General features: G+C 69.1%; 10 protein-coding genes. 6 read left to right on the plus strand and 4 right to left on the minus strand.

Translation table 11 applies throughout. The features are described from left to right. Nucleotides 1-36: 36 nt before the first annotated feature. Entirely contained in the window at nucleotides 37-1335 is a 1299-nt protein-coding gene (locus OG395_RS28530; protein WP_327245474.1) for a M18 family aminopeptidase, read from the minus strand. 481 nt (nucleotides 1336-1816) lie between these two features. Beyond that, the gene (locus OG395_RS28535; RefSeq protein ID WP_327245475.1) at nucleotides 1817-3643 is read right to left on the minus strand and encodes an acyl-CoA dehydrogenase; all 1827 of its coding nucleotides are present in this window, start codon (nucleotides 3641-3643) and stop codon (nucleotides 1817-1819) included. Between the two features lie 172 nt (nucleotides 3644-3815). Here OG395_RS28535 and OG395_RS28540 point away from each other — a divergent pair, with 172 nt between their 5' ends. From OG395_RS28540 to OG395_RS28550, 3 genes are all read left to right on the plus strand, one after another. Beyond that, nucleotides 3816-4256: an SseB family protein gene (locus OG395_RS28540; RefSeq protein WP_037701899.1), complete on the plus strand. Its 441-nt coding sequence runs from the start codon at nucleotides 3816-3818 to the stop codon at nucleotides 4254-4256. Nucleotides 4257-4436: 180 nt separating this feature from the next. Next, on the plus strand, nucleotides 4437-5399 hold the full coding sequence (locus tag OG395_RS28545; protein ID WP_327245476.1) for a pirin family protein: 963 nt from the start codon (nucleotides 4437-4439) through the stop codon (nucleotides 5397-5399). 86 nt (nucleotides 5400-5485) lie between these two features. Next, entirely contained in the window at nucleotides 5486-6589 is a 1104-nt protein-coding gene (locus tag OG395_RS28550; protein ID WP_327245477.1) for an AI-2E family transporter, read from the plus strand. A gap of 33 nt (nucleotides 6590-6622) precedes the next feature. Here the strand turns inward: OG395_RS28550 and OG395_RS28555 are convergent, their stop codons facing one another. After that, nucleotides 6623-8716 carry an ATP-binding SpoIIE family protein phosphatase gene (locus OG395_RS28555; protein WP_327245478.1) on the minus strand — a complete coding sequence of 698 codons (2094 nt, stop codon included), beginning with the start codon at nucleotides 8714-8716 and terminating at the stop codon, nucleotides 6623-6625. Between the two features lie 183 nt (nucleotides 8717-8899). On the opposite strand from OG395_RS28555, the gene aspS reads away from it, so the two are divergent. The 3 genes from aspS to OG395_RS28570 all read left to right on the plus strand — a co-directional run bounded on the left by aspS (nucleotide 8900) and on the right by OG395_RS28570 (nucleotide 12848). Beyond that, the gene (gene aspS, locus OG395_RS28560; RefSeq protein ID WP_327245479.1) at nucleotides 8900-10684 is read left to right on the plus strand and encodes an aspartate--tRNA ligase; all 1785 of its coding nucleotides are present in this window, start codon (nucleotides 8900-8902) and stop codon (nucleotides 10682-10684) included. Between the two features lie 162 nt (nucleotides 10685-10846). After that, nucleotides 10847-11788 carry an intradiol ring-cleavage dioxygenase gene (locus tag OG395_RS28565; RefSeq protein WP_327245480.1) on the plus strand — a complete coding sequence of 314 codons (942 nt, stop codon included), beginning with the start codon at nucleotides 10847-10849 and terminating at the stop codon, nucleotides 11786-11788. Nucleotides 11789-12041: 253 nt separating this feature from the next. Continuing rightward, on the plus strand, nucleotides 12042-12848 hold the full coding sequence (locus OG395_RS28570; RefSeq protein WP_327245481.1) for a L,D-transpeptidase family protein: 807 nt from the start codon (nucleotides 12042-12044) through the stop codon (nucleotides 12846-12848). A gap of 82 nt (nucleotides 12849-12930) precedes the next feature. Here the strand turns inward: OG395_RS28570 and metG are convergent, their stop codons facing one another. Further along, complete coding sequence (gene metG / locus OG395_RS28575) at nucleotides 12931-14535, minus strand: methionine--tRNA ligase (protein ID WP_327245482.1); 1605 nt, start codon at nucleotides 14533-14535, stop codon at nucleotides 12931-12933. Nucleotides 14536-14548 lie beyond the last annotated feature (13 nt).

Below are 14548 nucleotides of genomic sequence, written 5' to 3' on the forward strand. Positions count from 1 at the left end.
TACCCGGCCCGGCAACAACCATGTGTGGAAGGCCGATCAGCCCGCCAGGAACGATGCCAGCGCGTTCGCCAGCAGATACGGGTCGTCCGCGCCGCACAGCTCACGCGCACTGTGCATCGACAGGATCGCGACGCCGATGTCCACGGTCTGGATGCCGTGCCGGGCCGCGGTGATCGGGCCGATCGTCGTGCCGCACGGCATCGAGTTGTTGGAGACGAACGTCTGCCACGGCACGCCCGCCTTCTCGCACGCCGCCGCGAACACGGCCCGGCCGCTGCCGTCCGTCGCGTACCGCATATTGACGTTGACCTTGAGGATCGGCCCGCCGTTCGCCACCGGGTGGTGCGTCGGGTCGTGGCGCTCCCCGTAGTTGGGGTGGATCGCGTGACCGGTGTCGGAGGAGAGGCAGACGGTCCCCGCGAACGCCCGGGCGCGGTCCTCGTACGTACCGCCGCGGGCGAAGACGGAGCGCTCCAGCACCGTGCCGAGCAGCGGGCCGTCGGCGCCGGTGTCGGACTGCGAACCGTTCTCCTCGTGGTCGAACGCGGCCAGCACCGGGATGTACGGAATCTGGTCGTCCGGTTGTCCGGCGACGGCGGCGAGCGCGGCCGTCGCCGCGTGCACGGAGAGCAGGTTGTCCATCCGCGGCCCGGCCAGCAGCTCGCGGTCCCGGCCCAGGTAGGCCGGCGGCTCCACCGCGTGCGGCATCAGGTCCCAGCCGGTCACGTCGTCGGCGGCGACGCCCGCCTCCTCGGCGACGAACCGGATCAGGTCGCCCTCCTCGACGTCCCCGAGCCCCCAGATCGGCTGCATGTGCTTCTGCCGGTCGAGCTTGAGGCCGTCGGTGTTGGCCGACCGGTCCAGATGCACGGCCAGCTGAGGCACGCGCAGCAGCGGCCGGTCGATGTTGACCAGCCGGTGCGTGCCGGCGCGCAGGCTGATCCGGCCCGCGAGACCGAGGTCCCGGTCCAGCCAGGTGTTGAGCAGCGTGCCGCCGTACACCTCGACGGCGATCTGCCGCCAGCCGTACGAGCCCGTGTCGGGCAGTGGCTTCACCCGCAGATTCGGCGAGTCGGTGTGCGCCCCGGCAATCCGGAACGGGGTGTGCGCCCCGGCGCCTTCCGGCACGTACCAGGCGACGATCGCCCCGCCGCGCAGCACGTACTTCCCACCGGTGGAAGCGTCCCAGGCCGCGGTCTCCTCGACCTGCCGGAAGCCGGCCTTCTCCAGCCGCGCCGCGGCGGTGGCCACGGCGTGGTACGGGGAGGGGCTGGCCATCAGGAAGGCCATCAGGTCGTCGGTGTGACCGCGGTCGAAGCGGAGGGAAGAACTCATGTTCTTCACTGTAACGACGATGGTGCGGTAGAAATCCGGGGTACCGCCGCCCTGGCGTGTGGCTGTCCCGCGGGCGGTACCGACGCCCGCACAGCGGTCGGCTCCTCGCCGTCCTGCGCCTGCCGCGCACGCTGGGCGAACATGGTGGCCAGGGCGGTGAGCCGCTTGTCGGTCGGAGCGGTCCGGCTGCGCGTGGTCCGGTTCCCAGGCACGGTCGATCCGACGCGGATCACCGTCATGGTGGTCAGGCCAGGACGGAACTGTTACCGCGCCGGGCGAAGCGTGCGTTGCCGACGCATTCTCGGCCGTGCGCTCAGCGTGCCCAGCTCATACGACAGCGCCGCCACCCGAACGAATTCGAGTGGCGGCGCCTCGTTGGCCAAAAGTCCTGGTAGCTCCCGGCTACAAGGATTTCCGGCCGCCCTGCGATCGCACGCACCGGACGACGCTCCTCATGGGGCAAACGTCGCCGGTCACAGCACTAGAACGCGGCCTCGTCCAGCTCCATCAGCGAACCGTCGACCGCCTCGGCGAGCGCGCGCTCGGCCGAGACGCCCGGCAGGACGTTGGCCGCGAAGAACTTCGCGGCGGCGATCTTGCCCTGGTAGAAGGCGACGTCCTTCGCGGAGGCGGTCGGCAGCTTCTCGGCCGCCACGGCCGCGCCCTTCAGCAGCAGGTAGCCGACGACGACATCGCCGGATGCCAGCAGCAGGCGGGTGGTGTTGAGGCCCACCTTGTAGATGTTCTTGACGTCCTCGCCGGTCGCGGTGAGGTCGGTGATCATCGTGCCGACTATCGCCTCCAGGTCCACGGCCGCCTTGGCGAGCGAGTCCAGCGCGCCGGACAGCTCCTCGTTGCCCTGGGCGCCCGCGAGGAACTTCTTGATCTCCTCGGACAGCGCGTTGAGCGAGGCACCCTGGTCACGGACGATCTTCCGGAAGAAGAAGTCCTGGCCCTGGATGGCCGTCGTGCCCTCGTAGAGGGTGTCGATCTTGGCGTCCCGGATGTACTGCTCGATCGGGTACTCCTGGAGGTACCCGGAGCCGCCGAACGTCTGGAGCGACTGCGCCAGCTGCTCGTACGACTTCTCCGAGCCGTAGCCCTTCACGATCGGGAGCAGCAGGTCATTGAGGCCGTGCAGCGCCTTCGCGTCCTCGCCCGCGGCCTCCTTCTCCTGGATCGCGTCCTGGACAGAGGCGGTGTACAGCACGAGGGAGCGCATGCCCTCCGCGTACGCCTTCTGCGTCATCAGCGAACGGCGCACGTCGGGGTGGTGCGTGATGGTGACCTTGGGCGCGGTCTTGTCCATGAAGTTCGCCAGGTCGGTGCCCTGGACGCGCTCCTTGGCGTACTCCAGCGCGTTCAGGTAACCCGTCGAGAGGGTGGCGATGGCCTTCGTGCCGACCATCATCCGGGCGAACTCGATGATGCGGAACATCTGGCGGATGCCGTCGTGCTTGTCACCGATCAGCCAGCCCTTGGCGGGGTGCCGGTCGCCGAACGTCATCTCGCACGTGTTGGACGCCTTGAGGCCCATCTTGTGCTCGACGTTCGTCGCGTACACGCCGTTGCGCTCGCCCAGCTCGCCGGTGGTCCAGTCGAAGTGGAACTTCGGGACCATGAAGAGCGACAGGCCCTTCGTGCCGGGGCCTGCGCCCTCGGGGCGGGCCAGCACGTAGTGAATGATGTTCTCGGACATGTCGTGCTCGCCCGAGGTGATGAAGCGCTTCACACCCTCGATGTGCCAGGAGCCGTCCTCCTGCTCGACGGCCTTCGTGCGGCCGGCGCCGACGTCCGAACCGGCATCCGGCTCGGTCAGCACCATCGTCGAGCCCCACTGCTTCTCGACGGCGATCTCGGCGATCTTCTTCTGCGCCTCGTTGCCCTCGTCGAAGAGGATTCCGGCGAACGCCGGGCCGGAGGAGTACATCCACACGGCCGGGTTCGAGCCGAGGAGCAGCTCCGCGTAGGACCAGATCAGGGAGCGCGGCGAGGTGGTGCCGCCGATCTCCTCGGGCAGGCCCAGGCGCCAGTACTCGGAGTCCATGAAGGCCTGGTAGGACTTCTTGAAGGAGGCCGGGACCGGTGCGGTGTTGGTCTCCGGGTCGAAGACCGGCGGGTTGCGGTCGGCGTCGGCGAACGAGTCGGCGAGCTCGTTCTCCGCGAGGCGGTTGACCTCGTCGAGGATGCTCTTCGCGGTCTCGACGTCCATCTCCGCGAACGGTCCGGTGCCGTACAGCTTGTCGCGCCCGAGGACCTCGAAGAGGTTGAACTCGATGTCGCGGAGATTCGACTTGTAGTGCCCCATGGGAAGGCTCCGTAATCAATAGCAGTGGCGCACAGCGCCCCGGGGAGGGGTGAGGGCCGGGCGGGCGACGAGCTGGCGGTGCGTATGGCAGCTGACCTCCCCGATGATGCTACCCGCCAGTAATAAGACGCAACCCCTCAAGGGCCTGATGTGTCCGATTACTCTTTGGGGCATGTACGGCTACGACCAGAACCAGGGCGCACAGCAGCAGATGGGTGGCGGCTACGGCGAGCAGCCGCTGTATCCCGAGCCCTCGCCGCCCTCCCTCGGTGACGCGGTACGGGCCTTCACCACGGGTTCTCTGTCCGCCGAGGACTTCCAGCAGATCTTCGCGTCGTCGAAGGTCTACTGCCCGCGCGGCGACAACCCCGGCTTCCTCGCCCTGCACAACACCCAGCAGCCGGTGATCCCCATGTTCACCACGCTCAAGGAGCTGCGGCTTTACGCGGGCAAGGAGTCCAAGTACTTCGTGATCACCGGTGCCGAGGTGATCGATCTGCTGCCGACCGGCTACGGCTTCGTCCTCGACATGGAGGGCGAGCACCGCATGGTCTTCGACGCCAAGGCCGTGGAGCAGATGGTCGACTTTGCGATGCGCCGCATGTACGGCTAGACGCCATTGCTTCGCATATGTCTCATTCCTGACCTTCGAGAAGGGGTCCGTGCCTGTCGGGTGCGGACCCCTTCTCGTTGTCCGGGGGAGGGTCTGCGGTGGTGCGGGAATGCCGCAGCCCTTGCAAGATGTTCACCGTTCAACTAAATTGAGATCAGGACAATCCCGGAGGTGGCTCCCATGCCCGCAGTGACCGTCGAAAACCCACTGACCCTGCCCAAGGTCGCCGTCTCGGGCGACGCCACGGCCCGTCCCGTGCTCACCGTCACGACGGCGCCGAGCGGATTCGAGGGCGAAGGCTTCCCGGTTCGCCGCGCGTTCGCCGGGATCAACTACAAATACCTCGACCCGTTCATCATGATGGACCAGATGGGCGAGGTGGAGTACGCGCCGGGCGAGCCCAAGGGCACTCCCTGGCACCCCCACCGCGGCTTCGAGACCGTCACGTACATCATCGACGGCACCTTCATCCACCAGGACAGCAACGGTGGCGGCGGCACCATCCGCAACGGTGACACCCAGTGGATGACGGCCGGATCCGGCCTCCTCCACATCGAGGCCCCGCCGGAGTCCCTCGTCATGTCGGGCGGCCTCTTCCATGGGCTGCAGCTCTGGGTGAACCTGCCCAAGGCCGACAAGATGATGGCTCCCCGCTACCAGGACATCCGCGGCGGCCAGGTCCAGCTCCTCGCCTCCCCGGACGGCGGCGCGCTGCTCCGCGTCATCGCCGGTGAGCTCGACGGTCACGAGGGCCCGGGCGTCACCCACACCCCGATCACGATGGTCCACGCCACCGTGCGCCCCGGCGCCGAGGTGACCCTGCCGTGGCGCGAGGACTTCAACGGACTCGCGTACGTGCTGGCCGGTCGCGGCACGGTCGGTCAGGAGCGCCGTCCCGTCCACATGGGGCAGACCGCCGTCTTCGGCACCGGCTCCTCGCTGACCGTCCGTGCGGACGAGAAGCAGGACGGCCACACCCCGGACCTGGAGGTCGTCCTGCTCGGCGGCCGCCCGATCCGGGAGCCGATGGCGCACTACGGACCGTTCGTCATGAACAGCCAGGCCGAACTGAAGCAGGCCTTCGAGGACTTCCAGGCCGGCCGCCTCGGCACCGTGCCCGCAGTCCACGGCATGGGTGAGTGATCTGCGTGACGGGCCGCCCTGACGGCCCGTCACCCGTTCGGTCGTACAAGCGGGACATGGCTCCCGCACCGTGATCGGGTGGGAGGGTGGATACCCGGAAACCCCTCCTGCCCGACACCGCCCGCCGAACAGCTGCCTGGTGCGCAGTGCTTCTGCTGGTCACCGGCGTTGCCGCGGTCGCCATCTGGCTGTGCATCATCTTCAAGACGGCCGTCACCCCGGTGCTGCTCGCACTGCTCGGTACGGCGCTGCTCGGTCCCGTCCACCGCTGGCTGGCCGCCCGAGGGGTGAACCGGTCGGTGGCCGCCGGGCTCACCTGCGCGCTGCTCGTCGCGATCGGCGGCGGCGCCGGGTACATCGTCGTCACCGCATTCATCGACACCGGCGACCAGATCATCCATTCACTGAAGGACGCCGGGCAGTGGGTCATCGACCACTTCGGGATCGCCCGGAACACCAATGTGAACGACCTCGTCGCCAATGCCCGGAAGCTCGTCGAGAAATTCGGCGCGAGCGCCGCGGGCGGAGTGCTCACCGGGATCAGCCTGATCGGCTCACTCATCGCGACCGGCGTACTCGCCCTGCTGCTGACCTTCTTCTTCCTGCGCGACTCGGACCGGGCCGCGAACCTCGCGCACTCCGTCGCCCCGCGCGGCACCGGTGATCTGGTCGAGGCGATGGGCCGGCGGGCGTTCGAAGCGGTCGAGGGCTTCATGCGCGGCACGACGTTCATCGCGCTGATCGATGCCATCTGCATCACCGTGGGTCTGCTGATCCTGCGGGTGCCCGGGGCGGTGGGGCTGGGGGCGCTGGTCTTCGTCGGCGCGTACATCCCGTATCTCGGGGCGTTCATCTCGGGTGCCGTCGCCGTTCTGGTGGCACTCGCCGACCGGGGGGTCGTGATCGCGCTCTGGGCGCTCGGGGTGGTGCTCGCGGTCCAGGTACTGGAGGGGCACGTGCTGCAGCCGTTGATCCAGAGCCGTACGGTCCAGATGCACCCGGCCATGATCATGATCGCGTTGACCGCGGGCGCGAGTGTGGCGGGCGTGCTGGGCATGCTGCTGGCGGTACCGGTGTGTGCGGCGGCGTTCGGTGTCCTCGGCGAACTCCGCACGCGCCATGCCCCGGACGAACCGCCATCCACCCCACCGAGCCCGCCCGCCCCGCCGAACCCGCCCGACAGGCTCTGAGGGCGGATCGGCACCCGGCCGCACCCGGAACCCCTATGCCCCGGCCGCATCCACCGGCTCGGCCTCGTACAACTCGAACCAGATCGACTTCCCGGCGCCCTGCGGATCCACCCCCCACGCGTCGGCCAGCATCTCCATCAGCACCAGCCCCCGCCCACTGGAGGCCATCTCGCCGGGCCGCCGCTTGTGAGGCAGCTCGTCGCTGCCGTCCGCCACATCCACGCGCAGCCGCCGCTTTCCCCGCTCTCCGGTCGCCTCGGCGACCATCAGCGCGTCCCCGTCCGTGTGGAGGAGCACGTTGGTCGCCATCTCGGAGATCATCAGCACCGCCGCATCGACCTGTTCCGGGTCCACCCAGTCGTGCAGCAGCTCCCGCAGCTGCTGCCGGGCCGCCGCGATCCGCTCGGGTTCGGCCTGCGCGATGGTCAGTGCGGTGCGGCGTGGCGCCGCCTGCCGCGGGGCACCCGACTCGCGCCGCAGCAGCAGCACCGCGATGTCGTCCTCGCGGCGGTCGACGAGCGGACCGGTCGTGTAGTGCGAGCCCGGCCCGTGCACCGCCTGCACCAGCGCGTCGGCGAGCTTCTCCAGGTCGCCGGTCTGCTCCTCCAGGACCGGCCGGAGCCGCACCCAGCCGGTCGCCATGTCGTGGCCACCGGTCTCGATCAGCCCGTCCGTGCACAACATGATCGTCTCGCCGGTCTCCAGGACGATCTGCGTCGTCGGATAGTCGGCGTCCGTCTCGACGCCGAGCGGCAGCCCGCCGCCGGTCTGCCGGATCACAGCGGTCCCGTCGGCGCTGATCACCACCGGGTCGGGGTGTCCGGCCCGGGCGATGTCGAGCGTGCCGGTCTCGGGGTCGGCCTCCGCGTACAGGCACGTCGCGAAGCGCGGCCCGGTCTCCTCCCCGTCGTCGTACGCGTCGGTGAGCCCGGAGAGGAACCGGGAGGCGCGGGAGAGCACAGCGTCCGGGCGGTGCCCTTCGGAGGCGTACGCGCGCAGAGCGATCCGCAACTGCCCCATCAGCCCGGCCGCTCGCACGTCATGGCCCTGGACATCGCCGATGACCAGGGCGATTCGGCCGTTGGGGAGCGGGATCATGTCGTACCAGTCGCCGCCCACCTGCAGCCCGCCGCCGGTCGGTACGTACCGGGCGGCGACCGTCATGCCGGGGATGTCGGGGCCCAGAGACGGCATCATCGACCGCTGGAGCCCCTGCGAGAGCTCCCGCTCGGTCTCGGCCACCCCGGCCCGCGCCAGGGCCTGGGCGAGCATCCTGGCGACGGTCGTCAGCACCGACCGCTCGTCCGGGGAGAACGACACCGGGTGCCGGAACCCCGCCATCCAGGCGCCCATCGTGCGGCCCGACACGATCAGCGGGAGAAAGGCCCAGGAGCGGCGTCCGAAGCGGCTGGCGAGCGGCCAGGTGGCCGGGAAGCGGCGGTGGTACTCCTCCGGTGAGGGGAGATAGATCGCCCGCCCCGTCCGTACGACCTCCGCGGCCGGATAGTCCGTCTCCAGCGTCATGTCGGTGAACGGGTCCTCGTCGCCCATGGTGTGCCCGTGGTGCCCGATGATCGTCAGACGGTCGCCCGCGACACCGAAGACGGCGAGCCCGTCCGGCGAGAACCCGGGCATGGAGAGCGACGCGGCGACCCGCAGCACCTCGGCGGTCGACCGGGCCTCGGCCAGCGCCCGCCCCGCGTCCAGGAGGAATGCCTCCCGGGAGCGGCGCCAGTCCCCGGTGATGGGGGTGTGCGCGCCGGTGGTGCCCGGCTGCGGCTCGGCGACCTCCTGGAGCGTGCCGACCAGCAGGTAGTCCTCGCTGCCCGCCGGCAGTGGTTTGGAACGGCTGCGTACGGTACGGAGCACCCGCCCGCGGTCGTCCACGATCCGCAGCCGAGCCTCGGCCAGGGTGCCCTCGAGGACCGCGAGATTCACCACCCCGTGGATCTCGTTCCAGTCGACCGGATGGAAACGCGCGCGCACCGCCGCCTCCCTGAAGACACCGGCTTCGGCGGGCAGCTCCAGCAGCCGGGCCGCCTCCGCATCGAGCGTGACGGTCCCGGCTCCGCTGTCCCAGCGCCACAGGCCGGTCGCCGTCGCGGCCAGGACGTCCTCGGTGCGCATTGCCCTACTTTAGGAAGATGTGCTCGGCTGACGCCACCGAGGACGGCCGCCGGCGGGCTTCCGCGCAGCGCCCGACCACGCCGGATGATCTTGCCTGGGGTTATGGCAATGAAGTGGTGCGGGCTTGGGCGGTAGCCTGGGGAGGCTGAATCCACCCCAACCGCGAAGACTGGATGAACGACGATGCATCGGTACAGGTCCCACACCTGCGGCGAGCTCCGCGCCTCTGACGTCGGCACCGACGTCCGGCTGAGCGGCTGGCTGCACAATCGCCGAGACCTGGGCGGCATCCTCTTCATCGATCTGCGCGACCACTACGGTCTGGTGCAGCTCGTCGCCCGCCCCGGCACGCCCGGCAACGAAGCCCTGTCGAAGCTCACCAAGGAGACCGTCGTCCGGATCGACGGCAAGGTCTCCGCGCGCGGCGCCGACAACGTCAACCCGGAGCTCCCGACCGGCGACATCGAGATCGAGGTCGCCGAGGTCGAGGTGCTCGGCGAGGCTGCCCCGCTGCCCTTCACGATCAACACCGAGGACGGGGTCAACGAGGAGCGGCGCCTGGAGTACCGCTTCCTCGACCTGCGCCGCGAGCGCATGCACCGCAACATCATGCTGCGCTCCGCCGTCATCGCCTCGATCCGCTCGAAGATGGTGGCCCTCGGCTTCAACGAGATGGCGACCCCGATCCTCACCGCGACCTCCCCCGAGGGCGCCCGTGACTTCGTCGTCCCGTCCCGGCTGAACCCCGGCAAGTTCTACGCGCTGCCGCAGGCCCCGCAGCAGTTCAAGCAGCTGCTGATGATCTCCGGCTTCGACCGCTACTTCCAGATCGCGCCGTGCTTCCGAGACGAGGACGCCCGCGCCGACCGCTCCCCCGGCGAGTTCTACCAGCTCGACGTCGAGATGTCGTTCGTCGAGCAGGAGGACGTCTTCCAGCCGATCGAGAAGCTGATGACCGAGCTCTTCGAGGAGTTCGGCAACGGCCGCCACGTCACGTCGCCGTTCCCGCGGATCCCGTTCCGCGAGTCGATGCTGAAGTACGGCAACGACAAGCCGGACCTGCGCGCCAAGCTGGAGCTCGTCGACATCTCCGACGTCTTCGCGGACTCGGAGTTCAAGGCGTTCGCCGGCAAGCACGTCCGCGCCCTTCCGGTGCCGGACACCGCGGGCCAGTCCCGCAAGTTCTTCGACGGTCTGGGTGAGTACGCCGTCGAGCACGGTGCCAAGGGTCTCGCCTGGGTCCGCGTCGGCGAGGACGGCACCCTCGCCGGTCCGATCGCCAAGTTCCTCACCGAGGCGGACATCAAGACCCTCACCGAGCGCCTGTCGCTCGTTCCGGGCCACGCCGTCTTCTTCGGCGCCGGTGAGTTCGACGAGGTTTCCAAGATCATGTCGGCCGTCCGTGTCGAGGCCGCCAAGCGCGCCGGCCACTTCGAGGAGGGCGTCTTCCGGTTCTGCTGGATCGTCGACTTCCCGATGTACGAGAAGGACGAGGAGACCGGCAAGATCGACTTCTCGCACAACCCGTTCTCCATGCCCCAGGGCGGCCTGGAGGACCTGGAGACGAAGGACCCGCTGGACATCCTCGCCTGGCAGTACGACATCGTCTGCAACGGCATCGAGCTGTCCTCCGGCGCCATCCGTAACCACGAGCCCGAGCTGATGCTCAAGGCGTTCGAGATCGCCGGTTACGACCGCGAGACCGTCGAGCACGAGTTCGCGGGCATGCTCCGCGCGTTCCGTCTCGGCGCCCCGCCGCACGGTGGCATCGCACCCGGCGTCGACCGCATCGTGATGTTGCTGGCCGACGAGCCGAACATCCGCGAGACGATCGCCTTCCCGCTCAACGGCAACGCGCAGGACCTGATGATGGGCGCGCCCACCGAGCTGGACGAGGGTCGTCTGCGTGAACTGAACATCCAGCTGCGCAAGCCGGTCGCGGCGGCGAAGGACAAGACCGAGAAGTAGACCGGTCCCGGACCACCGAGGTCCGCTTCCGTTCCACGTGAAACAGCCCCCGGCCGTCGGCCGGGGGCTGTGCCGCGTTCTGCCCCTGGTTGACCGTCCTGCACGGCAACGCACAGCTCACACACACGCCCCTGCCAGCTCCCCTGTCTAGCCTCACTCTCCATGACAGAGACTCAGGGACCTGCACACAAGAAGGACATGACGCGTCGCCGGGCGGTCCTCGCCGGTGGTGCGGCCATCATCGCCGCCGGTGTCGGGGCGGGCGTCGTCGCCAGCGCCTCGGCCGACGAGACCACGAGCAGCGGCACCGGGAAGAAGTCCGTCGGCGGGCAGGGCGAGGAGTGCTACCGCCTGACCTCGGAGACCACCGAGGGGCCGTACTACATCGACGCCGACAAGATCAGGAAGGACATCACCGAGGACAAGGAGGGCATCCCGATGACCCTCCGGCTCAAGGTGATCGACTCGGACACCTGCAAGCCGCTGAAGCACGCGGCCGTCGACATCTGGCACTGTGACGCGCTGGGCATCTACTCCGGTTACGAGTCCATGAGCTCGGGCGGCCCCGGCGGGGGCGGTACCCCGCCGAGCGGTGCTCCGACGGATGCCCCGACCGGCGTTCCCACCGACGCCCCGACCGGCACGCCCCCGTCCGGAGGTCCCGGTGGCGGTGGCGGCGGGCACTCGGAGCCCACCGACGACAAGCGCTACCTGCGGGGCACCCAGCTCACCGACAAGCACGGGTACGTGGAATTCAAGACGATCTTCCCGGGCTGGTACCAGGGCCGCTGTGTGCACATCCACACCAAGGTCCACGTCGGCGGCAAGATGACCGACGCCGGGTACGAGGGCGGGCGCACCTGTCACACCGGTCAGTTCTTCTTCGCGGAGTCCGCGGTGCTCGACTCGGCGAAGGTCGCGCCGTATTCGACCAGCACGACCACGCGTACGACCCTCACCGAGGACACGATCTACGACCAGAGCGGTGTCACGGGCGGGCTGATGAAGCTCTCGTACCGCAAGAACCACATGGCGCGTGGCGTCGTCGGCTCGATCACGATGGGTGTGGACCCGGACGAGACGCACGACGGCACAGACCTCTGACTCTCCGTTCCTCCGCGGAGTGGAAGGGCCCGGAACCGGCTCAACAGGGCACGGTTCCGGTCCTTTCCGTGCCTGTGCGGCGGCATCTGAACAGCGGGACACGCCCGCGGCGAACAGAGAGAACCTGATCGGGTGCGGCCGGATGGCCGCTTTATCTGATTAGTCGGGAGTGGAGTCGGCAAAGACTGGCTCGGGGACTTGGCGCGGGGACTCGCCTCCGCCGCCTTCGACACCGACCCCTAGGAGAGCCCCCGTGCCCGAACGTGTGTCACATCCACGCAGGTCCAGACGTCCGCCGTACGCCGTCTGCGCCGCACTGTTCCTCGTGTTGACCGGGTGCGGTGCCTCAGGCACCGCACCCGCCGCCGTCCCCAGCGACGGCTCCCGCGCCCCCGCACCCCCCGGTACCTCCGGTGCGGCGGGCCCGGTCGCCGCCGCCCGTGGACCGGCAGCCCCCACGCGTCCTCGCGAGATCCGGTTGCTGGGGGCGGGGATCAGGGCGGCGATCCCGGCCGATTCCCTGCAGGCGCTGGTCGTCACCGGGGACTCACCCGACTCCAGCCGGGCCACCGCCGTCCTCTACACCCGTGAGGACTCCATGGCGGGCTGGCAGCCGGCCATGGGCCCGTGGCCCGCCCACAACGCCCTGAAGGGCTGGACCGACGAGCACCGGGCGGGTGACCTCCGGACCCCCATCGGGGTCTACGGGCTGACGGCCGCGGGCGGTCTGCTCGCCGCCCCGGGCACCGCGTTCCCGTACGAGCAGAACCCGCTCTTCAACGTCAGCGGAGAAGGGTTCCAGGGGGACTCCCTGGAGGGGTCCTTCGACTACGTCATCGCCATCGACTACAACCGCATTCCCGGCGCCTCCCCGCTGGACCCGACCCGTCCGCTCGGCGAGGAGCGGGGCGGCGGCATCTGGCTCCATGTCGACCACGGCGGACCGACCCAGGGCTGCATCTCGCTCCCCGCGGACCGGATAAGAGAACTGCTGCGCGCCCTCGACCCGGCCAAGGTGCCGGTGGTCGTGATGGGCGACGCTGCGGCCCTGGCCCGCTGATGACCTCAGGCACCCGAGGGGCCCGCATGCGCGAGGGGCCCGCACCGTCACCGGTCCGGGCCCCTCTGCTGCGTCGCGAGACCTACGCGGGCTTCTCCTCCAGGCGCGGGAACAGCACCGCACCCTTCGTCACCGTCGCGCCCGCCGGCAGCTGACCCCAGTTGCCCGCGTCCTGCACGAGCTGGTCGGGCAGAGCGCCCAGAGACGCCTCGGCGCCGAGGGACTCCCACAGCTTCTGCGAGGTCTCCGGCATCACCGCGTTCAGCAGCACCGCGACACCGCGCAGCGCTTCTGCGGCCGTGTACAGGATCGTCGCGAGGCGGGCCCGGCCCTCGGGGGACTCGTCCTTGGCGACCTTCCAAGGCTCCTGCTCCGTGATGTAGCCGTTGACCTGCTTCACGAAGTCGAAGATCGCCAGGATGCCGGCCTGGAAGTCCAGCTCTTCGCCGATCTTCCGGTCGGCCGTGGCGGCGGCCTTCGCGAGACCCTCCTGGACGGCCGTCTCGGCCTCACCGGCGGCCGTGGCGTCCGGCAGCGCCCCGCCGAAGTACTTGCCGACCATGGCGGCGACGCGCGAGGCGAGGTTGCCGTAGTCGTTGGCGAGCTCGGAGGTGTAGCGGGCGGTGAAGTCCTCCCAGGAGAACGAGCCGTCGCTGCCGAACGCGATCGCGCGCAGGAAGTACCAGCGGTACGCGTCCACACCGAAGTGCGAGGTCAGGTCCTGCGGCTTGATGCCGGTCAGGTTCGACTTCGACATCTTCTCGCCGCCGACCATCAGCCAGCCGTTGGCCGCGACCCTGCCGGGCAGCGGCAGGCCCTGCGCCATCAGCATCGCGGGCCAGATGACGGCGTGGAAGCGGAGGATGTCCTTGCCGACCAGGTGCACATCGGCCGGGAACGTCTCGTCGAACTTCTCCTGGTTGGCGCCGTAGCCGACCGCCGTCGCGTAGTTGAGCAGCGCGTCGACCCACACGTAGATGACGTGCTTCTCGTCCCACGGCACCGGGACGCCCCAGTCGAAGGTCGAGCGCGAGATCGACAGGTCCTGCAGGCCCTGCCTGACGAAGTTCACGACCTCGTTGCGGGCCGACTCGGGCTGGATGAAGCCGGGGTTGTTCGCGTAGAACTCCAGCAGCCTCGGACCGTACTCGCTCAGCTTGAAGAAGTAGTTCTCCTCCTTGAGGATCTCCACCGGCTTCTTGTGGACCGCGCACAGTTTCGTGCCGTCCTCCGCCTCGATGAGGTCGCCGGGGAGCTTGTACTCCTCGCAGCCCACGCAGTACGGGCCTTCGTACCCGCCCTTGTAGATCTCGTTCTTGTCGTACAGGTCCTGCACGAACTCCTGCACCCGGTCGGTGTGCCGCTTCTCCGTCGTCCGGATGAAGTCGTCGTTCGCGATGTTCAGGTGCTCCCAGAGGGGCTTCCAGGCCTCCTCGACGAGCTTGTCGCACCATTCCTGCGGGGTGACGTTGTTCGCCTCGGCAGTGCGCATGATCTTCTGACCGTGCTCGTCCGTGCCGGTGAGGTACCACACCTTCTCGCCGCGCTGGCGGTGCCAGCGGGAGAGCACGTCGCCTGCGACGGTCGTGTAGGCGTGGCCCAGGTGAGGAGCGTCGTTGACGTAGTAAATGGGGGTCGAGACGTAGTACGCCGTCGCCCCCTGCTTCTCGGATCCAGTGGCCGCCATGGTCGAAATCCTA

This window comes from Streptomyces sp. NBC_01320 (genome assembly GCF_035974375.1).
GTDB classification, from domain to species: domain Bacteria; phylum Actinomycetota; class Actinomycetes; order Streptomycetales; family Streptomycetaceae; genus Streptomyces; species Streptomyces yanii.